This window comes from Tistrella bauzanensis (assembly GCF_014636235.1).
In the GTDB taxonomy this organism is placed as follows: Bacteria; Pseudomonadota; Alphaproteobacteria; order Tistrellales; family Tistrellaceae; genus Tistrella; species Tistrella bauzanensis.
This window is the reverse complement of sequence record NZ_BMDZ01000022.1, coordinates 16,836-41,605: the sequence shown is the minus strand read 5'-3', so window position 1 is coordinate 41,605 and position 24,770 is coordinate 16,836. Positions and strand designations below refer to the sequence as shown.

20 protein-coding genes and 1 pseudogene are annotated in these 24,770 nt (G+C 67.1%); 8 read left to right on the top strand and 13 right to left on the bottom strand.

The window, feature by feature from the left end:
• Positions 1-54: 54 nt before the first annotated feature.
• Both IEW15_RS10965 and IEW15_RS10960 read left to right on the top strand, forming a co-directional pair.
• Positions 55-1,374 carry a M48 family metalloprotease gene (locus IEW15_RS10965; protein WP_229708010.1) on the top strand — a complete coding sequence of 440 codons (1,320 nt, stop codon included), beginning with the start codon at positions 55-57 and terminating at the stop codon, positions 1,372-1,374.
• Between the two features lie 59 nt (positions 1,375-1,433).
• Positions 1,434-2,192 carry a DsbA family protein gene (locus IEW15_RS10960; RefSeq protein ID WP_188577745.1) on the top strand — a complete coding sequence of 253 codons (759 nt, stop codon included), beginning with the start codon at positions 1,434-1,436 and terminating at the stop codon, positions 2,190-2,192.
• Positions 2,193-2,197: 5 nt separating this feature from the next.
• Here IEW15_RS10960 and IEW15_RS10955 read toward each other — a convergent pair whose 3' ends face one another.
• Positions 2,198-2,908, bottom strand: a complete 711-nt coding sequence (locus IEW15_RS10955) for an HAD hydrolase-like protein (RefSeq protein ID WP_188577742.1) — start codon at positions 2,906-2,908, stop codon at positions 2,198-2,200.
• 103 nt (positions 2,909-3,011) lie between these two features.
• Positions 3,012-3,848, bottom strand: a complete 837-nt coding sequence (locus IEW15_RS10950; protein ID WP_188577740.1) for an SDR family oxidoreductase — start codon at positions 3,846-3,848, stop codon at positions 3,012-3,014.
• A 172-nt stretch (positions 3,849-4,020) separates the two neighbouring features.
• Between IEW15_RS10950 and IEW15_RS10945 the strand changes: the two are divergent.
• Positions 4,021-4,885: pseudogene (locus tag IEW15_RS10945) on the top strand (LysR family transcriptional regulator).
• 55 nt (positions 4,886-4,940) lie between these two features.
• A complete protein-coding gene (locus tag IEW15_RS10940; protein ID WP_188577738.1) occupies positions 4,941-5,465 on the top strand; it encodes a DUF2867 domain-containing protein in 525 nt (174 codons plus the stop codon).
• Between the two features lie 53 nt (positions 5,466-5,518).
• Here IEW15_RS10940 and IEW15_RS10935 read toward each other — a convergent pair whose 3' ends face one another.
• Positions 5,519-6,103, bottom strand: a complete 585-nt coding sequence (locus IEW15_RS10935; protein WP_188577736.1) for a TetR/AcrR family transcriptional regulator — start codon at positions 6,101-6,103, stop codon at positions 5,519-5,521.
• A 98-nt stretch (positions 6,104-6,201) separates the two neighbouring features.
• Between IEW15_RS10935 and IEW15_RS10930 the strand changes: the two genes are divergently transcribed.
• Positions 6,202-7,002, top strand: a complete 801-nt coding sequence (locus tag IEW15_RS10930) for a MipA/OmpV family protein (RefSeq protein WP_229708009.1) — start codon at positions 6,202-6,204, stop codon at positions 7,000-7,002.
• A 111-nt stretch (positions 7,003-7,113) separates the two neighbouring features.
• Here the strand turns inward: IEW15_RS10930 and IEW15_RS10925 are convergent, their stop codons facing one another.
• Genes IEW15_RS10925 through hppD form a run of 3 tightly spaced genes read right to left on the bottom strand, consistent with a single transcriptional unit; the run spans position 7,114 to position 10,359 of the window.
• Positions 7,114-8,097 (bottom strand): fumarylacetoacetate hydrolase family protein, encoded by a 984-nt coding sequence (locus tag IEW15_RS10925; protein ID WP_188577734.1) that lies wholly within the window; start codon positions 8,095-8,097, stop codon positions 7,114-7,116.
• Positions 8,097-9,248: a homogentisate 1,2-dioxygenase gene (locus IEW15_RS10920; protein WP_188577731.1), complete on the bottom strand. Its 1,152-nt coding sequence runs from the start codon at positions 9,246-9,248 to the stop codon at positions 8,097-8,099. The genes IEW15_RS10925 and IEW15_RS10920 overlap by 1 nt, the downstream gene beginning before the upstream one ends.
• A complete protein-coding gene (gene hppD, locus IEW15_RS10915; protein ID WP_229708008.1) occupies positions 9,241-10,359 on the bottom strand; it encodes a 4-hydroxyphenylpyruvate dioxygenase in 1,119 nt (372 codons plus the stop codon). Before hppD ends, IEW15_RS10920 begins: the two co-directional genes overlap by 8 nt.
• A 203-nt stretch (positions 10,360-10,562) precedes the next feature.
• On the opposite strand from hppD, the gene IEW15_RS10910 reads away from it, so the two are divergent.
• The 3 genes from IEW15_RS10910 to IEW15_RS10900 all read left to right on the top strand — a co-directional run bounded on the left by IEW15_RS10910 (position 10,563) and on the right by IEW15_RS10900 (position 14,437).
• Positions 10,563-11,159, top strand: a complete 597-nt coding sequence (locus tag IEW15_RS10910; RefSeq protein WP_229708007.1) for a MarR family winged helix-turn-helix transcriptional regulator — start codon at positions 10,563-10,565, stop codon at positions 11,157-11,159.
• 319 nt (positions 11,160-11,478) lie between these two features.
• Complete coding sequence (locus IEW15_RS26340) at positions 11,479-12,546, top strand: methyl-accepting chemotaxis protein (protein WP_306432607.1); 1,068 nt, start codon at positions 11,479-11,481, stop codon at positions 12,544-12,546.
• Between the two features lie 184 nt (positions 12,547-12,730).
• On the top strand, positions 12,731-14,437 hold the full coding sequence (locus IEW15_RS10900; RefSeq protein ID WP_188577730.1) for an adenylate/guanylate cyclase domain-containing protein: 1,707 nt from the start codon (positions 12,731-12,733) through the stop codon (positions 14,435-14,437).
• A 23-nt stretch (positions 14,438-14,460) separates the two neighbouring features.
• On the opposite strand, the gene IEW15_RS10895 is transcribed toward IEW15_RS10900, so the two are convergent.
• The 7 genes from IEW15_RS10895 to gshB form a co-directional block, all read right to left on the bottom strand.
• Positions 14,461-15,765 (bottom strand): ATP-grasp domain-containing protein, encoded by a 1,305-nt coding sequence (locus IEW15_RS10895; RefSeq protein WP_188577728.1) that lies wholly within the window; start codon positions 15,763-15,765, stop codon positions 14,461-14,463.
• Positions 15,762-16,784 (bottom strand): hypothetical protein, encoded by a 1,023-nt coding sequence (locus IEW15_RS10890; protein WP_188577726.1) that lies wholly within the window; start codon positions 16,782-16,784, stop codon positions 15,762-15,764. Before IEW15_RS10890 ends, IEW15_RS10895 begins: the two co-directional genes overlap by 4 nt.
• Before the next feature lie 7 nt (positions 16,785-16,791).
• A complete protein-coding gene (locus IEW15_RS10885; protein WP_229708006.1) occupies positions 16,792-17,799 on the bottom strand; it encodes a fatty acid desaturase family protein in 1,008 nt (335 codons plus the stop codon).
• Positions 17,796-18,668 carry a HalD/BesD family halogenase gene (locus tag IEW15_RS10880; RefSeq protein WP_188577724.1) on the bottom strand — a complete coding sequence of 291 codons (873 nt, stop codon included), beginning with the start codon at positions 18,666-18,668 and terminating at the stop codon, positions 17,796-17,798. Before IEW15_RS10880 ends, IEW15_RS10885 begins: the two co-directional genes overlap by 4 nt.
• A gap of 43 nt (positions 18,669-18,711) precedes the next feature.
• Positions 18,712-19,695 carry an aldo/keto reductase gene (locus tag IEW15_RS10875; protein ID WP_188577722.1) on the bottom strand — a complete coding sequence of 328 codons (984 nt, stop codon included), beginning with the start codon at positions 19,693-19,695 and terminating at the stop codon, positions 18,712-18,714.
• Between the two features lie 43 nt (positions 19,696-19,738).
• A complete protein-coding gene (locus tag IEW15_RS10870) occupies positions 19,739-23,491 on the bottom strand; it encodes an amino acid adenylation domain-containing protein (protein WP_229708005.1) in 3,753 nt (1,250 codons plus the stop codon).
• Positions 23,492-23,693: 202 nt separating this feature from the next.
• Positions 23,694-24,653, bottom strand: coding sequence for a glutathione synthase (gene gshB, locus IEW15_RS10865; protein WP_188577720.1), 960 nt, complete (start codon positions 24,651-24,653; stop codon positions 23,694-23,696).
• Positions 24,654-24,770: the final 117 nt, after the last annotated feature.

The window sequence follows — 24,770 nt, the reverse complement described above, 5'->3', positions numbered from 1 at the left end:
CGCTCAAGCTTCCTCCGCATCGCCGTCCTTATCTGCTTCCTGATCGTGTCGGGGATGAGTGCCGTAGGACCGGCCTCGGCGCAACGGGCGGGGCTGTCGTTCATCCGTGACGCCGAGGTGGAACATACCATCCGGCAGATAGCGACTCCACTGTTCAAGGCCGCCGATCTCGACCCGGCATCGGTCGACATCCATCTGATCCGCGACAATGCGATCAACGCCTTCGTCGGCGGCGGCATGCATCTGTTCATCTTCACCGGCCTGCTGATGGCCAGCGACAACCCGAACCAGCTTGCCGGCGTCATCGCCCATGAAACCGGCCACATCGCCGGCGGCCATCTGTCGCGCATCGGCGGTGCCGTGGAAATGGCGACCGCACAGGCCATTGCCTCGGCACTGCTGGGTCTGGCGATCGGGGTCGCCGGCGGCAGCGCCGATGCCGGCATGGCGATCGCCATGGGTGGCCAGCAGATGGCCCAGCGCGGCATGTTGAGCTTCAGCCGTGCGCAGGAGAATTCAGCCGATCAGGCCGGCATCCGCTTCCTGCACCGAGCGGGGGAATCGGCGCAGGGCATGCTGGAATTCTTCCAGAAGCTCGACAATCAGAGCCTGCTGATCGGCAGCCGCCAGAGCCCGTATCTGTCCACCCATCCCATGGCCGCCGACCGGGTGCGGGTGGTCGAGAATGTGGTGGCGCAGGAAAGCGGCGTGCGGGCGGCGGCCACGCCCGAAGAACAGATGGCCTATGACCGGATGATCGCCAAACTGAAAGGCTTTCTGGACCCGCCGGGCCGCACGCTGGCGACCTATAAGGCCGACGACCGGTCGGTGCCGGCCCGCTATGCCCGGGCCATCGCCTATTATCGTCAGGCCGATCTGGACAACGCCCTGCCCCTGATCCGCGGCCTGATCGCCGAACAGCCCGATGACCCGTATTTCCACGAGTTGGAAGGCCAGATCCTGTTCGAGAATGGCCGGGTCAGCGATGCGATCGCGCCCTATCGGCTGGCGGTCGAGACGTCGAACCATGCGCCGCTGATCTCGGTCGGGCTGGCGCAGGCGCTGATCGAGACCGGCCAGGACGCCGCCTATACGGAAGCCCAGTCGCTGCTGGAGGCGGCAACCGCCGCCGACCGCGACAACGCCACCGCCTGGCGCCTGCTGGGGATCGCCTATGGCCGCGCCGGGCGCATGCCGCAGGCGTCGCTGGCGCTGGCGGAATATAATGCCCAGGTCAATCGCTGGGAGGAAGCGGTGGTCCAGGCGACACGGGCACGCGACAACCTGCCGGTCGGCTCGCCCGGCCAGTTGCGCGCGGATGACCTGGTTGAATATGCCAAACGCCAGCGCGAAGAAGCCCGTGCCCAGCGCTGACGACGATAACAGTCCGGGCCGCCATGCCGGCCCCTCAGACGTGAAAGATGCGTAATTCCATGTCGAAATTCATCGTACCGGTCGTGGCCCTGGTCATGGGCGCCATCGGCGGTGCCGCCACGACGTTGGTGATGGACCGCGTGCTGGCGGTCGATCCGGCGGCCCAGGCCCGCGCGGGCGAGGATATGGTCCGGGATGTCCTGATCCGCGAACCCGAACTGGTCGTCGACAGCATCCGTCGCTGGCAGGCCGATCAGAAATCCGCCGAGGCCCAGGCGCAGAACACAGCAATCGCCGAAAGCCGCGATCAACTCGTGTCTGACAACCGCGATCCGGTGGTCGGCCCGGGCGATGCGCCGGTCACCGTGGTGCAGTTCTTCGACTATCGCTGCCCCTATTGCCGGCGGGCGATGGTGACGGTGGACCAGTTGATCAGCAAACGCGACGATATCCGCGTGGTCTATAAGGAATTCCCGATTCTGGGCCCGGATTCCCTGGTCGCCGCCCGCGCGGCACTGGCAGTGCAGGCGATCGCGCCGGCGCAGTACCCTGAGATCCACCAGGCGCTGATGACCGCGCAGGGCAGTCTGACCGAAGACCGGGTGCTGGCCCTGGTCAGCGATCGCGGGGTCGATGCCGACGCCGTGAAGGCTCGCATGCAGTCGCCCGAGATCGAGACCCATCTGCGCGAGACCATGGCCCTGGCCCAGCGCCTGGGCATCGGCGGCACCCCGGCCTTCGTGATCGGCGACACGCTTCTGCCCGGCGCGGTCGAACTGGACGCGCTGGAACAGGCGGTCGACAGCGCCAAAGGCTGAGCCGGTCAGTTTTGGCCTGTGACGCCATCAATGCCCTGCGGGGCGGAAACCGTGAGGCCCCGTGCCGCCAGCACCTGCGGGGCCAGACGGACAAGGTCGGTGAAGCGGGCTGCCACCAGATCGGCCCCCTCGGCCATGCGGGCGGGGCCATGGCCCCAGCCGGCGAAGATGCAGGGCAGCCCGGCGCCGCGGGCGGCGGCGACGTCGTTTGCGTGGTCGCCGACCATCACGGCGGGCGCATGGTCCAGCCCGGCGGCGGCAAGCGTCATCGTCAGATGGCGCGGGTCGGGCTTCGAGACGGCGAAGCTGTCGCCGGCGCCGATGCCGTCGAAACGATCAAGCAGGCTGAGGCCCGCCAGCATGGCGCGGGTGGCGGCCTCAGGCTTCTTGGTGCAGACCAGAACCGCCCAGCCGGCGGCGCGGAACGCGTCGAGGGTTTCGGCGACGCCGGCGAAGGCCGTGGTCAATTCGGCCGCATGGGCGGTGTAGTCGGCCAGAAACCGGTCGTGGGCCGCCTCGATCATCGGCAGCCCACGCGCGGCCAGCACCCGCTCGACCAGTTTGCGCGGTCCGTCGCCCAGATAGCCGGCGATTTCGGGGCCCGTCACCGACCGCAGGCGCAGTTCCGCCATCAGCCGGTTCATGGCTGCGGCGAAATCGGGAACGGCATCAACGACTGTGCCATCCAGATCGAGAATAAGGGCGGGGCGGGTCATCGGTCGGGCTCCGGAAAGGGCGGGGCCGCAGCATAGCAGCCCCGCCCTGCCCCGGCGAGCCGGCCACCGTCAACACGCGGCCACCGCCGACACGCCGCCGCCGTCAGCCGGCGCCAAGATCGGTCGACCGCGCCACCGCTTCCTGGGCATCCAGCGCCGCCAGCCGCCCCAGAAGCGCCGCCCGGATCTGCTCATAAGCATCGCTGCCAAGGGTAAGACGCCGTGGCGCCTCAACCGTCTCGGCCACCTCGACCATCCGCGCGACCATCCGGCCCGAATCGCCCGGCACCGGGAACGCGCCCTCGGTAAAGGCGCGACGGATGGCGCCGGCGGGCGTATCGGCATAGACCGCCGACGGCGCTGCAAGGTCGGCACCGGTGCTGCCGAAGCCGGTCGATGCGGCCCCCGGCTCGATCAGGGTCACGCCGATGCCGAAGGGCGCCACTTCCGGTGCCGCCGCCTCGAAGAAGCCCTCCATCGCCCATTTGCTGGCGTGATAGAGGCTGAGGCCGGGAAACGCCATCTGTCCGCCCATGGACGAAAGCTGCAGGAAGCGGCCGCCGCCCTGTCGGCGCAGATGCGGCACCACAGCCCGGAACAATTGCATCGAGCCCAGGACATTGGTCTCGATCTGACGGCGGATCGCCGCATCGTCGAGTTCCTCAGCCGCGCCCAGCAGGCCATAGCCGGCATTCGAGACCACCACCTCGATCCGCCCGAAATGCGCAAAGGCCGCGTCGGTCACCGCGCGCAGCCGGGCCGTGTCGGTGACGTCGAGGTCGGCCAGCCACAACCGGTCGCCATAGGCATCCGCCAGACCGGCAAGCCGCTCGGGGCGACGGAGGGTCGCGGCGACGCGGTCACCGCGCGCCAGCAGGGTTTCGGTCATGATCCGGCCGAAGCCCGAGGATGTACCGGTGATGAACCAGGTCTTGGTCATGAGAGATATCCTTCGTCGTGACCGGCCGGCGGCGGGACAAGGCGACGCCGGCCGTTGACGAGAGAATGGGGCGTGACCATTGATTGATTAATCCGGTCAATCCGGCATGCCGTGATGGAGTTTCCGCAGCAATGAGCGACCGCGCCTCGACGACCTCACCGCCTTCGTCACTGTGGCGCAGCGGCGGAGCTTCCGGCAGGCGGCGGACGATCTGGGCCTGCCACCATCGACGCTCAGCCATATCATCCGGGCTCTGGAAGACCGCATGGGCGTGCGGCTGTTCAACCGCACCACCCACCACCGAGGCGGGCGAACGGCTGCTGAACCGTCTTGAGCCGCTGCTGGGCGACCTCGATCGCGCGCTCGACACGGTCAACGCGTATCGCGCCTCGCCCGGCGGGCTGCTGCGGATCAACGCCAATGAAGCCGCCGCCCGACTGCTTCTGGAACATACCGTGCCGATCGTCCTGGACCGCCACCCTGACATGCATCTCGATCTGGTGGTCGAGGGCCGGCTGATCGACATCGTGGCCGAGGGGTTCGATGCCGGGGTCCGGCTGGGCGAGGCAGTGCCGCAGGATGCGATCGCAGTGCCGTTCGGCGGCCCGGCCCGGTTCCTGGCCGCGGCCTCGCCCGCCTATCTCGCCCGCCATGGCCGCCCGCGGACACCGGACGATCTGGCCCGCCACGACTGCATCCGCTTCCGCCTGCCCGGCGGCCGGCTGTATCGGTGGGAGTTCGAGCGCCATGGTCAGGAGATGGCGGTCGATGTGCCCGGGCGGCTGGCCCTGAACACGCCGGCCGCGATGATCGAGGCCGCCTGTGCCGGTCTGGGCATCGCCTTCGTCTCCGACAGCGTCGCCCAGCCGCATCTGGGCGCCGGCCGGCTCGACATCGTGCTTGGCGACTGGTGTCCGCCATTTGACGGCGCGGTGCTCTATTATCCCGGCCACCGCCATGTTCCCGCCGGCCTCAGAGCCTTCATCGACGTGCTGAAGGAAACCGACCCGGCCCGCAAAAGCTCTGCGGCCGGCTGACGCAGCGCCCCCTTCCCTCTGTCGGCATCAGCCCGACGCGCGCATACTGAGCGACATGGCCATCGACCAGCCATCCGCCGTGCCGCGGCCGCACGCCTCGCGTCTCCGCCCGCTCTTCGCCGGCGCGGATCTGGCGGACAGTTATGCCATCGCCCTGCCCGGCGGGCTGGGCGGTGATCCGGAGGCCATCGCCCGCGCCCTGTTCAGCCATCAGGCTGCCTGGGTCGCCTGGCTGTTGAGGCTGCGCGATCTGCTGGTCTCGCCCTTCGGCCTCAAGACCGCCCCGATGCTCGCGACACCCGACGGCCCCGACGACCGGCGGATCGGCATCTTCAAGATCTATGAAATCCATGCCGACGAGATCCTGATGGGCGAGGATGATCGCCATCTCGATTTCCGCCTGTCGGTCCGCATCACCGACGCGCAGCCCGGGGCGCAAATGGTGACACTGACCGCCCTGGTCCATTGCCACAACCTGCTGGGCCGCAGCGACATCACCATCATCGCCCCGTTGCACCGGGCGGTGGTGCGCTCGTCGCTTGCCCGGGCGGCACGCGCCGGATGGCACAGCCCGGCCTGACGCCGCCACGCCCGGAGCTGCGCGCGGCAGCCGCATGGACGCGACGCCCGCGGTCACGGCGTTGGTCGCGCCCTGACCAGCGGCAGAAAGATGCGGTCGACCCAGGCCATGCGCAGATCCGGTGGCGGCGGCGAAAACGTCATGATGGCATGATAACGGAACAGATCGGTCAACAGCGTCCTGACCGGTGGCGTGAGCTTTTCGGCGTCGATATCGCCGCGCGACACCGCCCGGTCCAGGATGCCCCCCAGCGTGTCGGGGCCGCCGGATGTCAGGGCCGCCCGCAGATCCGTCGGTGTCGATGACGTGTCGTGGAAATATTCGCTCGTAAACAGGCTGAAGGCCGCGGCGATGGCCAGGGCGCGACGCGAGGCATGCTCCAGATAGTCGAGCAGTTCGGCGCGCACCTCGCCGCGATCCTCCACATGCAGAGGCGCCTTCGCCATCTGCTGCCGGATCGCGGCGATCGCCAGCGGCGCCTTGCCATCCCAGCGGCGGGCAAGCACCGGGCGGCTGGTTCCCGCACGTGCCGCAACCGCTTCCATGGTCATCCCGGCATAGCCACGCTCGGTCAGCTCGCTCCAGGCAGCATCCAGAAGCGCCTCATCGAGATCTGCGCCGCGCCGACGTCCCTTCATGTGATGACCGTCCCATTAAGATACACGTTTGCATCTTGACGATCACGCGTCGCGGATTTTATAGATGCATTACCGCATCTTATTAACGGGGTGATGACGTGACAAGAGCTTTTGCGCTGATGCGGCCGGTCGCCGCCGGCCTGTGGCTGACGCTTGGCGGACTGGCCATGGCCGCGTCAACGCCTGCACAGGCGGCGTCGGCCCCGACTCCGGCAAAGCCCGCGGAGAATCACTGGACATTGGGCGCCGGCGTCGCCGCCGTTCCGGTGTTTCAGGGATCTGAAGAATACAAGGCCCAGCCCCTGCCGCTGGTTGACGTCCAGTACGGGCGGTTCTTTGCGAAGGTCGACGACGGAATCGGCGTCCATGTCATCAGGACGCCCCGCTTCACGGCCGGAATTGCTGTCAACTGGATGCAGGGCTACGACCAGGATGACGTTCCAGCCGGGCTGAACGGCGTGGATGATGCCCTGGGGGCACGGCTGTTCGTGTCGGGGCGATATCGGGGCGCGGTTGCGACGCTTGCGGTGACACAGGCGGTCACCGATACCGACCGGGGCATGCTGGCCAGCGTCGGCCTGGGCTATCCGGTCCAGGCGACCGACCGGTTGACGATCACGCCCAGTCTTGGCGTCACCTGGGCAAATGCCCGCTACATGACCAGCTATTTCGGGGTGGATGCGTCAGAGGCCGCAGCCTCGGGTTTCGACCGCTATACGCCCACAGGCGGCTTCAAGGACATCTCGCTGCGCGTCAGTGCCAGCTATCGCATAACCGACAGTATCCGCGCGGTCGGGTCGGTCGGTGCCACGCAGCTTCTGGGCGACGCCGCCGACAGCCCGTTCGTGGAACAGAAGACCCAGCCAATCGCACTGGTGGGCCTGACCTATACGTTCTGACCGACGGCACACCAACGGCGCCCCAGTTCGACTGGGGCGCCGTTGGTGGAATGACGGGACCGGACGCCTTGCCGACGCTCAATCCGCCGGTCGCTCAATCCGCCGGGGGCATCAGCCCCATTTCCCGATCGTCTGGTCGATCGCGCCGAAGATCGAATGGCCCGCGCGGTCGGTCATCTCGATGCGCACCCGGTCGCCGAACGACATGAACGGGGTTTCGGGTCGGCCGGCATCGATGGACTCGAGCATGCGCCGCTCGGCGATGCAGCAGGAACCACGGCTGCGGTCGAGATTCGAGACCGTGCCCGAGCCGATGATGGTGCCGGCGCCCAGATGCCGGGTGCGGGCGGCATGGGCAATCAGGCGCGGGAAATCGAAGGTCATGTCCTCGCCGGCTTCCGGCGCGCCGAACACCGTGTCGTTCAGCCAGACCCGAAGCGGCAGATTGACCTTGGCCCCATCCCAGGCGTCGCCAAGTTCGTCGGGGGTGACCGCGACGGGCGAGAAGCTCGATGCCGGCTTGGCCTGGAAGAAACCGAACCCCTTGCCGAGTTCACCCGGGATCAGGTTGCGCAGACTGACATCGTTGACCAGCATCACCAGCACGATATGACCGCCGGCCTGATCGGGGGCGGTGCTCATCGCGACATCGTCGGTGACCACCGCCACCTCGGCCTCGAAATCGATGCCGAACGCCTCGTCGGGGCATTCCACATCGTCCATCGGGCCGATGAACCGGTCGGACACGCCCTGATACATCAGCGGGTCGTGCCAGATATTCTCCGGCATCTCAGCGCCGCGCGCCTTGCGGACCAGCTCGACATGGTTCACATAGGCCGAGCCATCGGCCCATTGATAGGCGCGCGGCAACGGCGCCATGGCGGCCACCGGGTCGAAGCCGAGCGCGCCCTCGACCTCGCCCGCATTCAGCCGCTCGGACAGGGCCTGAAGCTTCGGCGCGGTTTCGGCCCAGCGGTCGAGTGCTGCCTGCAGCGTCGCGGCAATGCCATCGGCGGGCACGCACTGCGTCAGGTCACGAGACACCACCACCAGCCGTCCGTCGCGGCTGCCGTCCTTCAGCGTCGCCAGCTTCATTATTCGGCCGCCTCGTTGGTTGCAGCAGGCGCGGTCCGCCAGCTATCGACATAGCCTGTCCATTCCACCGACGCCGCCCCGGCCTGAACCTCCAGCGGATCGCGGGTGTCGATCATCACCGCCACCTCGTCGGTCTCCTTGCGGGCCGCCTTCTGCCCCGTGGCAAAGGCCTTGGGATGCGGGCCATGAGCGAAACCGGCCGGGTGCAGGCTGATCATGCCGGGATGGATGTTGTCCCGGCTGAAGAACGAGCCCCGGTGATAGAAGATGAACTCGTCATAATCGACATTCGAATGGAAGAACGGCACCTTCAGCGCGCCCGGATCGGTCTCGATCGGCCGGGGCACGAAGGTGCAGACCACGAAGCGCTCACCGACGAAGGTGGTGTGCGCCGATGGCGGCAGATGATAGCGATGGCTCATCAGCGGCCGGATATCGCGCCAGTTCACCTTCACGGGTGCCAGATCGCCATGCCAGCCCACCGCGTCCAGCGGGTTGTACGGGAACACCATGGTCGAAACCTGACCGACGCGCTTCACCGCCACCCGGGTTTCCGTCTCGGACCGCTGATCGTCGAAGGCCGCATCGATCTCAGGCACCGCCAGGATCGCCGGATCGAAGATCGCATGCGGCCCGACGATGCCCTTGTCCGGCAGCTTATAGGTGCTGTCGGTGGCCTCGATCATCAGGATGCGGGTCGGCGCCGAGGGTACCAGCCGCCACATGGTGCCGCGTGGCAGCAGCAGATAATCGCCCTCGGTATAGCTCATATGACCGAAGTCGCAGAACAGGTCGCCGGCGCCGTCATGGACGAACAGCAACTCGTCGCCATCGGCATTGCGCGCCAGATGGTCCATCGGCGCCTCGATCCGCCAGAAGCGGACCGCGCAGCGGCGGTTTCCGGCCAGCGGCTCGGCGGCCCAGGCGCTGTCGGGCACGGCGTCGAACTTCGTGGTGTCGAAGGCACGGGGCCGGATCGGCCCCTCGAACCGCACCCAGCCGGTGGGGGCATGGGCATGGTGGATATGGGCCGCGGGACCGAAGAAGCCCTCGCGACCGATCTCGTGCTCGAAGGTGCCGTCCGGCAGGTCCGCATGGGCCTGACGCGAGGCGCGGCCTTCGACGCGCGGAATGTTGATCCAGTTACGCATCGGCGGTCAGAACCCCACGCTTGATCTGGTCCAGTTCCATGGCCTCGAACAGTGCCTTGAAATTGCCCTCGCCGAAGCCGTCATTGCCCTTGCGCTGGATGATCTCGAAGAAGATCGGGCCGATGACGTTTTCAGTGAAGATCTGCAACAGCATGCCGACATGATTGTCGGGCAGGCCGTCGATCAGGATATGCTCGCGGCGCATCCGGTCCAGGTCTTCACCATGGCCGGGCACGCGCGTATCGACCATATCGTAATAGCTGTCGGGGGTTTCCAGGAAGGCGACACCACGGCCGCGCATACCCTCGACCGAGGCGAAGATCTCGGTCGAGCCCAGCGCGATGTGCTGGATGCCCTCGCCGTTATAGGCCTTCAGATATTCCTCGATCTGCGACTTGTCATCGGCCGACTCGTTGATCGGAATCCGGATCTGGCCGCAGGGGCTGGTCATGGCGCGCGAATGCAGCCCGGTCAGCTTGCCTTCGATGTCGAAATAGCGGATCTCGCGGAAATTGAACAGCTTGGTATAGAATTCCGCCCAATGATCCATCCGGCCGCGATGGACGTTATGGGTCAGGTGGTCGATATAGGACAGGCCCTGATCGGCCGCCTTCGGGTCGGCGCCGGCGATCGGCTCGAAATCGATATCGTAGATCGTGCCCTTCGGACCATAGCGGTCGACCAGATAGATCACACTGCCGCCGATGCCCTGGATCGCCGGAATGTTCAGCTCCATCGGCCCGACCTGGCCCTGATGGGGCTTGGCACCCAGTTCGATCGCGCGCTTATAGGCGAAACGCGCATCCTTCACCCGGAACGCCATCGCGCAAGCCCCCGACCCATGCACGCGGGCGAATGACTGCGCGAAGCTCTCGGGCTCGGCATTGACGATGAAGTTGATATCGCCCTGGCGATAGAGGGTGACGTTCTTGCTGCGGTGGCGGGCGACGGCGGCAAAGCCCATCCGTTCGAACAGCGCGCCCATCCCGGCCGGGTCGGTGCTGGCGAATTCGACGAATTCGAAGCCATCGGTCCCCATCGGGTTCTCGAACCCGAGCGGCGTATCGCCACCGGTCTTGCTGTCGACACTCATCGTGGTTTCGGTGCTCATCGCTTTCCCCCTCGACACGCCGCGGCTAGGATCGGCCAAGAGCACCCTGGACGGGACATGGCGGCCACGCCGGCACAAGGCGGCGGCGGGCAAGCGGACCGGACCGTTCCAGAGGCTCGACGCTGCCGCCGGCTTCTGATAGTTTCATTTGTAACTAAGTTGCCGTCACACCCACGGCTTGTCAAGTGGAGCACGCTGTCCTCGTGACACCCGACGACACCGCCCGCGCATCATCGGAACCCGCAGCGATCCCGGATCGTTCCGCGGCGGCCGACGCCTCGCCATCAGTGCCCGCCGCCCCCCGTCTGCCCAACCCGGCCAGGGCTGAGGATGGCCGCAGTCTGCGGCTGGAACGGTTTCTGCCCTATCGGCTGTCGGTGCTGGCCAACCGGATTTCCTCCACCCTGGCACGCGCCTATGCCGACAGGTTCGACCTGACCATTCCCGAATGGCGGGTGGTGGCCGTGCTGGGCCGGTTCGCACCGCTCACCGCCAACGCGATCTGCGATGCGACCGAGATGGACAAGGTGACGGTCAGTCGCGCCGTGCAGCGGCTGGAGCGCGCGGGACGTATCGAACGGACGGTCGACGACGCAGACCGCCGGCGGGTGCTGCTGCGGCTGTCGCCGGCCGGGCTCGACATCCTGGCCCGGATCGCGCCCTTGGCGCTGGATTATGAAGACCGGCTGATCGCGGAGCTGACCCCCGCCGAGCGCGAGGCGCTGGTGCTGCTGATCGACCGGCTGACCGATATGGCATCCCGCACCGTCGCGGGCACGAAAGATGATCCGGCACGATAATGCGCCGCACAATCCTGGGCATTCATGGTGAATATCCATCAAGAGCGAAGTATACGACCGTTCCACACAAGCCATGCGCGTAAAGGCACTTCGCACCCGGGCGGTTCGCGAACCCTGGCGTTTATTCGCTGCCGCAGTGCATATCCGCTCTTGTTGCAGCGCCACATTTTCGCCTACAGTTAAACAAAGGTGAACATACGGACGTCGAACCGGCACACGGCAGGATGGTATGCAGCCCCCGCATCCCTCGCCGGAACCGATGGTCTGATGCAAGCAATACGCGGCTTTACCGCGACCAGGAACGACAGGGGGTTTTACCATGACCAACCAGATGCCCATCGCCGTCCAGCGCGCCACCAATGGCGTCGGCACGGGTACCGTTTCTGCCCAGAAAGTCCGCGGACTGATGCAGGGGTTGAGCGACGACGTGCGCCGCTTTTCCACCGGCAATCAGGAAATCGCCGCCCGCACACGACTGCTGGCCCTGAACGCCGCCATCGAGGCCGCGCGCGCCGGAACCGCCGGCCGCGGCTTTTCGGTGGTCGCGGGCGAGGTTAAAAGCCTGGCCGAACAGGCCGATGGCGCCGCCAAGCGGTTTCAGCAGGAAATCATCGGCCGGATCGCCGATTGCGAGGCGGTAACCCAGCGTCTGGTGGCCCAGCGCGGCCAGGAACTGGCCAAGGCCCTGGTGCAGCTGATCGTGCGCAACCTGTATGAACGCACCTGCGACGTGCGCTGGTGGGCCACCGACAGTGCCTTCTGGCAGACCTTGGAGCAGCCGTCGAAAGAGGCGCTCGACCACGCGGCCCGCCGGCTCTCGGTCATCCATCGCTATTACACGGTCTATACCAATCTGGTCCTCACCGACGCCAATGGCCGGGTGGTGGCCATGGCCGATGAGCGGTTCCAGCGGCTGCGCGGCGCCGATCTGTCGCGGGAAGCCTGGGTGCGTGACGCCCTGGCCACGCGCAGCGGCGACGATTACATCGTCGACGACGTCCGCACCGACACGCTGCACGACAACAGCTCGGTTCTGGTCTATGCGACCGCGGTACGCGAGGGCGGCCGCACCGACGGCCGGGTGATCGGCACGCTCGGCATCTATTTCGACTGGGAACGCCAGGGCCGGTCGATCGTGGTCGACGAGCCGTCGCTGTCGGCGGATGAATGGACCCATTCGCGGGTGCTGCTGCTCGACCGCGCCCGGCGGGTGATCGCCGCCTCCGACGGTCAGGGCCTCTACCAGACCTTCCATCTGTCGACCGACGGCGCCAAACAGGGCACATACATGACCGGCGACACGATCGTCGGATTCTCGGAAACCATCGGCTATCAGGAATATGACGGCCTGGGCTGGATGGGCGTCGTGGTTCAGCGCATGCGCTGATCCGGCGACATCAGGCGACGGATCTGCCGACACAGGTCGCGCATCGCCCGGATTTGACACGTCCGGTCTCCCGTTTGGCCGGCCACTCCCGTAAGATGGGTGGCCGGCCCAACCGATCCTCGGTGCCGGCACGGCCGTGATGGCCGATCCGGAAGCCTGGCACCCTGATGATCGCGCGCGCCTGATGACCACACTCCACGGACACCCGACCATCCCGGCAGCGCGGCTGCGACACAGCCGGCTGCTGCGGCGGCTGCGCGGTCTCAGCGGCGCGGTATTGCTGGTCTTCGTGACCGGCCATCTGATCGCCCATGCCAGCGGGTTGTTCGGCATCGGTGCCGCTCAGATGATGCTCGATATCACCATGGCGCCGTGGATACGCGCGCCCGGCGCGCAGCTGCTCACCACCGCCTTTCTGGTCCATGCGGCGTTGGGGCTTTACGCGCTCTACAGCCGCCGCAGCCTGCGGATGCCGTGGACCGAGATGCTGCAACTGGTGCTGGGTCTGGCCATGCCACTGCTGCTAGCGGCCCATGTGGTGGGGGTGGAGGCGGCGCTGGATGAACAGACCGGCATCGACAGCTATACCCGGATCATGGCGATCCTGTGGACGCCGACCGGCGCCTTGCGCCAGATCATCCTGATGGGCATCGTCTGGGCCCATGGCATGATCGGGCTGGGATTCTGGATGAAGGCGCGCAGCGCGGGGCCGCTGTGGATCAATGCCTGGCGGTTGCTGTCATGGCTGTTGCCGCTGACCGCGCTTCTGGGCTTCATCGATACTGGCCGCAGCGTCGCATCGCTGATCCAGGTCGGCGTGCTGCCGGCCAGCCTGACCGGCCTCAGCCCCGACGCATTTGCCCGCGCTCACGAAACCGAGGCCTGGATGGTCAATGGCTGGGTGGCCCTGGTGGCGCTGACCTTCGCCCTGCGGGGTGCCGTTTATCTGGCATCCCTGCGCCATGACCGGGTGACGGTCTCGTATCCGGGCGGGCGTAGCGTGCGGGTGCGGCCCGGCACGTCGGTTCTGGAAGCCAGCCGCCTCGGCGGGATCTCGCATGCCGCGGTCTGTGGCGGCCGCGGGCGTTGTTCCACCTGCCGGGTCGAGGTCACCCGCGGCGGCGAGTATCTGAAGCCGGCCGATGCCGATGAAGCCGCCCTGCTGAAGAAGATCCGGGCCCCCGACGGCGTGCGCCTGGCCTGCCGGCTGCGACCCGATCATGCCCTGACGGTGCAGCCGCTGCTGCGCGCCCATACCCCCAGCCACCGCCTGACCACCGATCCGATGGTCCATGGCGGGCGGGAGCAGAAGGTGGTGATCCTGTTCACCGACATCCGCGGATCGACGGCGATCGCCGAACAGCGGCCCCCTTATGACATCATGTTCCTGCTGGAACGCTATTTCGAAACCATCGGCGGCGCGGTGGAAGCCGCGGGGGGCACGCCCAACGCCTTTGTCGGCGACGAGGTGATGGCGATCTTCGGCGCCGATGAGAGCTTCGAAGAGGCAGCAGCCCATGCGCTTCGGGCCGCCGGCGAAATCGCCCACCGGCTGGACGTGCTGAACCAGAGCCTGACCCGCGATCTGGGCCAGCCGCTGCGGATCGGCATCGGCATCCATGGCGGCGCCGCGGTCGTGGGGCGGCTTGGCTATGGCGAAACCCGGATGCTGACGGCGGTTGGCGACACTGTCCATGTCGCCCGGCGGCTGGAAGAGCTGACCAAGGCCCATGCCTGTCTGCTGGTGGTGTCGGATGACGTGCTGACCGCGGCCGGAAAATCACCCCAGGCACTGAACGCCACCCGCCATGAAATCACTGTGCGCGGCCGGACCGAGCCCTTGTCGGTGCATGCCGTACCGGCCGATGCGGTGCGCCGGCTGAACGACTGATCCGGTCATCCGGCCCGATCCGGTCATCCAGCCGGCACCGGCACCACGTCGAACAACAGACCGTCACGCTCCCAGGCGCGGATGCAGGCATAGTCCGCCGCCAGAACCGCCTGATCCTCGTGCAGCAGATAGACCACGCCGGGGCTGCTGAAGAAATCCACCGTCGGCGCAAGCATGCTGCCGATCGGGGCGATGTTGATCCGCGAGACATAGGATGCAAGCCGCTCCAGCCGCGACAGGCCCTGATGGCTGGTGATCCGGCCGGCTTGCCCGGATATCAGCGCCACGCACCACAGATGGCCCTGCATGCGATAGGGCAGATCCGCCGCCGCCCGGTCCAGCCGGGCCATGAAGCCGTCGGGATCGGCGCAGGCATCGACGGTCAGCGTCACCTGGGTCTCGCCCAGTGCCGCCATCACCGCGCGCTGTTCAACCGTGCCCATCAGCCGGGCGGCGGTCTCGATCAGCACCGGCCCCGCATCGGTCAGCATCACCTCGGTATGCGCCGGCCCGTGGCTGATGCCCAGGGCATCGAGGACCGCCATGGTGTAATCGGCCAGCAGCGCCTGTACCGGCCCATCGGCCGGCAGCAGCATTTCCAGATCGTTGATGAAGGCGGCCTCGGCGACCTGACGCTTGCTCTCAACCCAGATCTCGGCGACCAGATGGCGGCCGGCCAGGCTGATGGTGTTGATGAAATACTGGCGGCCCTGCAGAAACCCCTGGATCAGCACGTCGTCATTGATCAGCCCCAGCCGGTTGCGCTTGCCATGGATGCGGGCGAAGGCCTGATCCAACTGGTCCAGGGTCTGGCAGATGGTGACGCCATCGGTGCCGGCGCTGTTCAGCGGTTTCACCACCACCGGCCACCGGCCCTGATCGCGTGCCCAGTCGCGCGCGGCCACGGCATCGCCGGCCCGAAACTGCGGCGCGGTGGCAAGCCCCGCCCGCGCCACCGCCCGCGCCATCAGGAACTTGTCACGGCGCGCGGCGCTGAGTGCCGTACCATTGCCGGCAAACCCCAGGCCTTCCGCCAGCGCGTCGGCCAGTTCCACCCCGATTTCCGCCCCCGGCAGCACCGCGCGCGGATGGAACGACGCCAGCACCGTCAGCGTCTCGGCCAGATCGCCGCGATGGGTGATGCCGGCGCGATAGGTCTCCGGTCGATGCACCGCCTGATAGACCGGATCGATATCGGGCCGGCTCGACACATGGATGCAGGCCCAGCCCCGGCGGGCGAATTCCGGCGCCAGTGCAGCACCGGTGGAATAGCCATCCACGATCACCGCCACCGGTCTGTCGTCACCGATCACGCCGCCATCTGTCATGGCTCCACCCCCGCCGCCGCCACGCGCGACGGGCGCCTGATCCGGAACAGGCCCACATAGCCGGACACCACCAGCATCACCACTCCCAGCACTGTCAGCCCCGACCAGTGCACCCAGGCGCTGAACGCCTGAAAGCCCAGTGTGAACAGCGGGCACAGGCCGATGATGATGTTCACATGGAAGATCCGGCAGTATTTGATCCCCACCTGCAAGGCATAAAGTGGTGCCGCAACGCCGAACAGGCCGATGATCACCACCCCGCCCAAATCGGGCAGCGGCAGGGCGAAGCGGCCCAGCACCAGGGCCAGCACCGCCGCCAGGGCGACCAGCACATAGAAGCGATGCGCCATGATGCCGACCGGCGACATGCCGGCCCCCGACAGCTTCTTGGCCCAGACGCTGGCCAGCGTGGCGGAAATGCCGCCCGCGGTTGCCGAGGCGAGGCCGGCAAGGGTCTGGGCGGGTGTGGCATCGATCACCAGCCCCTGTCCGGCCGTGGCGCTCCAGGCCAGCAGCAGGCAGGCGGCCAGGATGCCAAGCCCGCTCAACAACTCGTCCCCACCGATCGGGCGGCCAGTCCAGCGGCGCCACAACAGCACTGCCAGCGGCCCGACGCCGCCGCTCAACCCTCCCGCCACCGCCGGTTCCAGATAGCGCAGGGCGAAATACAGCCCCAGCCAGGCGCCGGTCGTGGTCAGGTTCATCACGATGAACAGCCGCAGCACGGATGCGGCCGGCACCCTGCCGGTCCGTGCCCGGCTGCCGCCCCGCTCCAGACGGTGCAGGATCTGGAACACCACCACCACCAGCCCGAAACACAGCGTGATCAACACGAAAGGGTCGGCGGTCTGTAGCACATGGCCGGCATATACCTCCTTGGCGGCGCTGGTGACGTTATAGGCCAGGATCGCGCCGATCCCCAGCATCACCAGCGGCCGCGCATGCCGGTAGCTGTCGGCATCAGGCGTCATTGCGATATCGGAGGGCGAGCCGTCGGCGGCGGCACGATCTTGGCTCATGGACGCATCATTTCTGTCTGATGTTGCGCAGCACGTCGCGATAATACCGGCCGAAGAAGGCGCGATAGGATGGCTCGCTATAGATCACATCGGCCTGGATGATCCGGTCGATCGCCGCCAGCCGCGCGATCGGGGCATTGGCCAGCCAGTGATGCGAACTGTGGAAGTTGTTGCCATTGACGAACCAGCTGACCACCGGGTGGGTGACGATGCGGCGGCTGTTCAGAAGCGCGCTGCCGTTGTCCATGATACAGCCGAAATGCTCCGGCAGTTGAATATGAAAGTTCAAAATCGCCGCCGGGATCAGCGGAATGAACCACAGCCACAGGAAGAACGGCCGGCCGATCGCCATATCGACCACGATCGCCGCCACCAGGCAGCCGCTCATGATCCGGAAGCTGTCGCGGATGCGGCGTTCCGACCGGCTGCGCGCGGGCATGCCGCCACGCACCGCCCGCCAGCATTTGCCCAGCGCCGCACGGAAATGGTCGATCGACAGCAGGTTGCGCCACAGGATCAGCCAGCTGTGGATCGCCTCGGGCTTATAGGCGAAAGCCTCGTCGCGGACATCGACATGGTGGCGGGCATGGCTGACCCGCCATTCCTCGAAGCTGGTCAGCATCGGGATCGCCAGCGCGGTGCCGACCAACCGGTTCAGCACCCGGCTGCGGAAGGCGATGAAATGCATGCATTCATGGGCGAATTCCAGATTGCGGGCATAGACGATGCCGATCAGGACGGCGCCCAGAACCTGTACCGCCAGATGGCCACTGCCCAGAACCGCCCAGGCGCCGATCCCCCAGATCAGCCCCTGTTCCAGCATGCGCAGGACGAATCGTCCGCTGTCGATATGCATGAAACCGGCATCGGCCGCAATCCGCAGCCGCTCGGGCGCCAGCCGCCGTTCCGCCAGCGCGGCCCCGGTCTCGATTCCGGCCTCGGCCCCGGCCGGTTCCCCGACGGCGCGGCCATGAGGCGCCGCCATGCCGCCAGATGGTATCGCCGCATCGGTCATGGCTGCCTCTCCGGTCCGGCCGCCTCATCGGATGTCAGGTCATTGGCCGGGCCATCATGGGTGGGCGCATCCAGATCGGTATAGACCATCTCGGTGGTCTCGTGGTCGATCTCGCGGCTCCAGTCGGCGACGCTTGCCCAGGCCAGGTTGACGATGGTCCGCTGGGTCGGGTTCTGCAGCGGATAGACGCTGTGCAGGGTGGTGTCGGAGCGCAGGAAATAGATGTCACCCGATGTCAGGCCATAGGACCGGATCGGGTGCCGGCACAGGGTTTCGAACAGCCGCGGGTCGTTCTTGTCCCAGTTGGTTCCCGGCACGCACTGGATGAAGCCGCCATCCTGAACCGCTGGAGCCTCCAGCACCCAGACCATGCCATAGGCATAATCGTCCCAATGCCAGCCATGGGTGTCGCCCGGCTGGTTCATCCGCGAGATGACGAACTGTTCCTCATCATAGGGGCACAGCACCACCTCTTCGCCGGCGATCCGGCTGGCCAGTGCCAGCAGGGGGGCCGCACGGTACAGGGTCGGGATCAACAGGCTGTGCTCAGCGATATAGCCGCGCTTCACCGACCTCAGCCGTCGCGGCGTGTTGGACGTCGTCGGCAGCCGGATGTGCCGGCGCACCGCATAGCCGTCGATCAGCGCCTCGACATCGGCGCGCAAGGCGGCCATCACCTCAGGGGGGCAGATCTCGGACACCACCACCAGCCCTTCCGCCAGGAAGCGTCGCCGCCACCCGGCCAGAACCTCGTCGGTCACCACCTTGGCGATGCGATCGGCGATCAGCCGGTCGATATCGGCCGGATCGATCATCATCCGGTCGGTCGGATGCCCTTCGGTCGGATAATCGGCTGCGGCACTGCTCATGCGCTCCCTCCTTTCTGCGACACGCTCTTGAACGACATCGTCGTCACTGCGACCACGCCGTCGGTTCCCGGTCCCAGCGATGGTCGCGCAGGGCGGCCACAAGATCGGGCGGCAGCGCCCGGCCGTCACTGGTGGCGGTGTTGCTGCGGACATGATGGCTGGACCGCATGCCCGGAATGATCGTGTGCACATCCGGGTTGGCCAGAATGAAGCGCAAGGCCAGTTCGGCCATGGTCATGCCCTCGGGCACCAGCGGCCGCAGGCGTTCGGCATGCGCGACGCTCGCCTCAAGGTTTTCGGGCACGAAATAGGAATTGCGCCAATCGCCCTCGGGCCAGGTGGTGTCGCGCGAGAGCGTGCCGGTCAGCGTGCCCTCGTCGAACGGCACCCGCGCGATCACGCCCAGATCCAGCGACCGGCACAGCGGCAGCAACGCATCCTCCGGCGCCTGATCGAAGATGTTGTAGATCACCTGCACCGCATCGATCAGCCCGGTCGGCAGCACCTTCAGGGCGTTCCACGGCTCCCAGCGGTTGATGCTGATGCCAAGCCCGTGGATATGCCCGAGCGCCTTCAGATCGGCCATGGTGTCCTGCCATGATGGATCGTCGGTCCAACTGTCCTCCCAGACGTGGAACTGCATCAGATCGATGCAGTCGACGCCCAGATTGCGGCGGCTGCGCTCGGTATAGTCACGGATGTGATCGGGCGGATAGACATCCGCCAGCCGCGACTGGCGGGTCGACGGCCAGTTGCGGTCCTTGGGCGGGATCTTGGTCGCCACATAAACGCGCTGCCCGCCCAGTTCGCGCAGCAGCCGGCCCAGCAGCACCTCGCTATGGCCACGGCCATAGATCCAGGCGGTGTCGAAAAAATTCGCCCCCCGCTCCACCGCTTCGTGCAGTGCCGCCAGACTGGCGTCGTCGTCATTGCCGGTCCAGCCGCCCTCGCCGCCGCCGATCCCCCAGGTGCCATAGCCGATCTCGCCGACCATCCAGCCCAGCCGGCCCAGTTTCCGATACTCCATGTCGCTCCCCTTGCAAGATCGATGGGCCAACGGGTGGCGGTTGTCAGGGCACGCCCACCGACGCCGCATCTGCCGCCGCCACCCGGTCGCGCTGCCGGTCGAGCCAGGGTGCCAGCAGCGCCCGATCCACCGGCGGCCAGACCAGACCGGCATCGGCCATGGCGGCGCGGGTCGCCGTGCAGCCGAACATCAGATCCTTGTCGACGATCAGCCCGGCCACCGCGTCGTCATCGATCGCACCGCCACCCGGCGCCGGCTGCGGCAGCACCGCCAGCGCCGCCCCCAACACCGTGTCGCGTCTGGTTTCAAACGCATCGGTCAATCGGGCATGAAAGACCGGATAGCTCACCCGCGACAGGCGGAAGCCCTGGGCCTCGGCCTCGTCCAGCACGGCCGCGAACGGTGTCGACAGGCCGTGCAGGTGAAAGCGCGCCGTGTCATCGGCCATGGCGGCTGTGCCGCCCACCCGGCCGGCGATGAACCGGCAGGCGATATCGACCGGGCTGTAATCGAAGCGCAGCGCGGTCGGGAAACGCAGCCCCAGCCGCAGGCAGGCCGCCATCAGCAGATCGGGCACCGCGCGCGGATTGCCATGGCCGCTGGTGCCATGGGGCAGCATCTCGCCCAGGCGATAGAGGTTGACGGCGAACCCGCGCCTGCAGGCCTGGTCGATCAGGTGCTCGGCCGCCCATTTCGACTGGCTGTAGCCGTCGCGCGGCAACACCCGGCGATCGGCGGTCATGGCCTCGGTGACCGGTCCGGGGCCGGGTTCACGGGCAAAGACGCTCAAGGTGGACAGGTGATGCAGCACCTTCGGTCCCCCCTGCCCCGCCAGACGCAGCAGCGTTTCGACCCCGCCCACATTCGCCGCCGCATGGGCGCCATAGTCATGCAGCATGTTGACCAGCGCGCCCGCATGGACGATCTCGTCGATCTCGCCGGCCAACATCTGATAGGACGCGGCTGAAAGCCCCAGGCCAGGGGACGCCAGATCCCCAGCCAGGATCCGTGCCCGCCCGGATGCGAGCGGCGGGGCATAACCGGCGGCACGGCAGGCCTCCTCCAGCCGCGCCGCCGCCCCAGCCGCATCGCCGGCACGGATCAGGCAGACGACATCCACCGCCGGTCGCGCCAGCAGTGCCTGTAGAAGATGCACACCCACGAAACCGGTGGCGCCGGTCAACAACACGCGCACCCGCCCGTCTGTCCGCAGTGTCCCCGGCCGCGCCGGCCGGATATCCGGCGCCAGGACGATCTCGGGCACGTGATCGAGGTCTGCCGCCTTGGTGGCACCCCCGCGACCAGAGCCACCATCCGGCCGCAGGCGGCGGTGATCGATCAGCGCCGCCATGGCGCCCAGCGTCTGATGCCGGAAGATGTCCTCGGCGGTGATCCGCAGGCTGAAATGGCGGCTGAGGTCCAGGGCCAGAACCAGTGCCGTCAGGCTGGTGCCACCCAGGTCGAAGAAGCCGTCATCCGGTGCCTTGGGTGCCAGATGCAGCGCCGACCGCCAGCGCCCCGCCACGGCGGCTAGCGTGTCATCGCCAAGCGGCGCCGACGCACCGGCCGCATCCTGCACCCGGTCCGCGGCGATCCGCGCCAGAGCTTTGCGATCGACCTTGCCGTTCGGGTTCAACGGCAGCGCGTCCAGGAACAGGATGCGCTGCGGCACGCAATAACGCGGCAGCCGGCCGGCCAGGAAGCGGCGCAATGCGATGGCATCCTGGTCGCGGCCCGCGGCATCGCCCCGCAGCACCACACAGGCGACCAGTTCCCGGGTGGCGCCCTGATCGAACACCACCACACGGGTGGCGCGGATATCGGGATGCCCGGCCAGAACCAGCTCGATTTCGGCGAGTTCGATGCGCACGCCGCCGATCTTGACCTGATTGTCCAGGCGTCCGACATAGCCCAGCCGGCCATCGCGGCGCCAGAAGCCCAGATCGCCGGTGCGATAGAGCTGGTGGCCGGGAATTTCCGCGAACGGGTTGTCGATGAATGCCGCGGCGGTCTTATCCGGCTCCCCCAGATAGCCGGCACCCAGACAATCGCCACCGATCTGTATCTCGCCGATCGCCCCCGGCGGCGCCAGCAGGCCGCGCTCGTCGCGGACCACCGCGATGGTATTGTCGATCGGCGTGCCGATCGGGATCACCCGGTCATCCTCATCGGTGACATGATGGAAGATCGATCCGATCGAGGCTTCGGTCGGGCCATAGGTGTTGACGATACCCACACCCGGCAGCATCCGGCGGAAGCGGCGCACCGCGCGCGGGTCGATTTCCTCGCCACCGATCAGAAGATGGCGCAGCGATGCCAGACGCGGTGCCTGATCGGGCTCGGCGGCCAGCAGATCGACCATGGCGTTGAAGATCGACGGCACGAAATCGGTCATCTCGATCCGATGGGCGTGGATGGTGGCGATGGTCGATGCCAGATCGAGCACGCCGCCGGTCTTCGGGATCACCACATGGCCGCCGATGGTCAGCGGCCACAGCAGCTGCCAGATCGAGCTGTCAAAGACATGGCGGCTGTTCTGAAGCACCACCGGCGCCGCGCCATTGGCCGCGAAGCGCCGGGTCATCACCCCGAAGCGGTTCAGCAGGCCGTGATGCAGGTTGAGCGCGCATTTCGGCAGGCCGGTCGAGCCCGAGGTATAGAAACCATAGATCAGATCGCCGGCCACCACCCCCTGATCGGGCAGCCGGGCCGCGTGCAGATCGGGCGATGCCAGCAAACTGGCCAAATCCACCCGCACAGCCGGAAACGCCTCCGGCACCAGCGCCGGATCGCGGCACAGCACCAGCGGCGGCGACAGCGCCACCAGCAGGTCGTGCACCCGTGGGCCCTGCCAGCCGTCATCCATCGGCACGAAGGCGGCGCCAAGCTTCATCAGCGCGATCATCGCCAGGGGCAGGTCCAGGCCGTTGGGCATCAACATCGCCACCAGATCGCCCTTGGCGACACCGGCGGTCTGCAACTGCCGGGCCAGCAGATCGGCTGCGTCATCCAGCGCGCCATAGCTGACCGTCACACCGTCATGGGTCAGGGCCGGCCGCTTAGGGTGCCGGACGGCCTGATCCTGAAACAGATGCAGGGCGGTGGTATCGATGGCATAGGGCACGCGCGGGCCGTTGGTCTCGACCAGCAGGCGATGCCGCAAGGCCGGCCCGACCAGATCGACCTGCTCCATCGGACAGTCCGGATCGTCGAGCGCCGCCGTCAACAGGCGCAGGGCGGCATCGGCCATGTCCTCGACATCTGCCTCGTCGAGCGGCGTCCGGCAGCGGCCGCGATCGATCATGATCGACAATCCCGCCCCTTCGCCATTCCAGTACAGGGGGTCGATGCGGCAGGCGATCGGCGCCGCGATCCGGCGCTTAGGGCCGCCGCCCAGATCGAGCATGACATCGGCCATGTCCGGCCCGTGCCCGTCGCCCCGCCCGTGCCCGTCGCCCCGCCCGTGATCGTCGCCACGCCCGTGATCGTCGCCACGCCCGTGATCGTCGCCCCGCCCGCCTGCCGCCAGCACCGCCGCATCGGCAAGCCGGACAAGCGTCTGACCAGGTGCCACATCCAGCGTCACACGTCGCGGTGGCGCGCCGGCTTCGGCGACATCGATCACGACCCCCGGCGTGCCGCCCCGCCAACGGAAGACCAATGCGGCCAGAGTGGCGGTCAGGATGGCCGCGAGCGGCCGGTTCAGCGGCGCCAGCGCCGGCAGGGGGTGGCAGACACTGCGGTCACGGCCCGACATGGGTGCGGGCACGCGGCTCTTCGCGGCATGTTGCTCCATCGTCAACAGCTCCAGATACAACACCACATCGTCATGTCTGGGCGCGTTCAGGCACAGGTCGACCGTCGGGGGCCGGACGCGATCGTCCCCCGTCGGCCGGGCCCTGGCCCGCCCCGATCATGTCGGATTGTCTGATTGTTCTTCTTGGCCGCCCCTTATCGGGCACGTGCTGGTCGGTGGAAGGTCGGTAACAGCGGCAGCGTCAGCCTGTGGCGCGCAGGGCCCCAAGCCGCGTTTCGATGGCATCCCAGACATCCCGTTCCAGGGTGACATCGTCGAGGCGATTGATTTCCTGGATGCCGGTTGGACAGGTCACGTTGATCTCGGTCAGGTGGTCGCCGATCATGTCGATTCCGACCAGTGTCAGGCCACGCGCGCGCAGTTCCGGCCCGATCGCCTCGCAGACCAGATGATCACGCGCGGTCAGGCTGGTCTTCACCGGCTGGCCGCCGACATGCATGTTGGCGCGGGCCTCGCCCGATTGCGGCACGCGCAGCACGGCGCCGCGCGGCTCGCCATCGATCAGGATGATGCGCTTGTCGCCATCGCGTACCGCCGGCAGATATTTCTGCACCACCAGTGGCTCGCGGCCGCGTTCGGCATAAAGCTCCAGCAGCGCCGACAGGTTCTCGTCATCCGGCTTCAGATGGAACACGCCAAGACCGCCATGGCCATAGAGCGGCTTCAGGATGATGTCGCGATGTTCGGCGCGGAACGCCGCGATCTCGTCCTTCGACGACGAAATCAGGGTCGGCGGCATCAGGTCGGGGAAACGGGTGATGAACAGCTTTTCGGGCGCATTGCGCACCTCGGCCGGATTGTTGGTCACCAGCGTGTGCGGCCGCACATGCTCCAGCAGATGGGTGCTGGTGATATAGGCCAGATCGAAGGGCGGATCCTGGCGTAACAGCACCACGTCGATATCCGACAGCCGCACCCGCTCACGCGGGCCGCGCCGGAAGTAATCGGATTTCACGCGCTGAAGGCCCAGCGGCCAGGCCTCGGCAACGACGCCATCCGGCGCCAGGCTCATGCCCGATGGCAGGTAGTAATACAGCTCATGCCCGCGTCGCAGGGCTTCCAGCCCCAGCATCAGCGTGGTGTCACCGTCGAAATTGATGCTTTCGATCGGGTCCATCTGCAAGGCGACGGTCAGGGCCATGGTTCCTCGGCGGCAAAGCAGGCGAACCAGCGGCACACCGCCGTGATCCGTCAATCGTCATGTTCTCGCGGACCATATCATTCTATCTAAGGTTGGTCTATCTTCGTGGTCATTGTC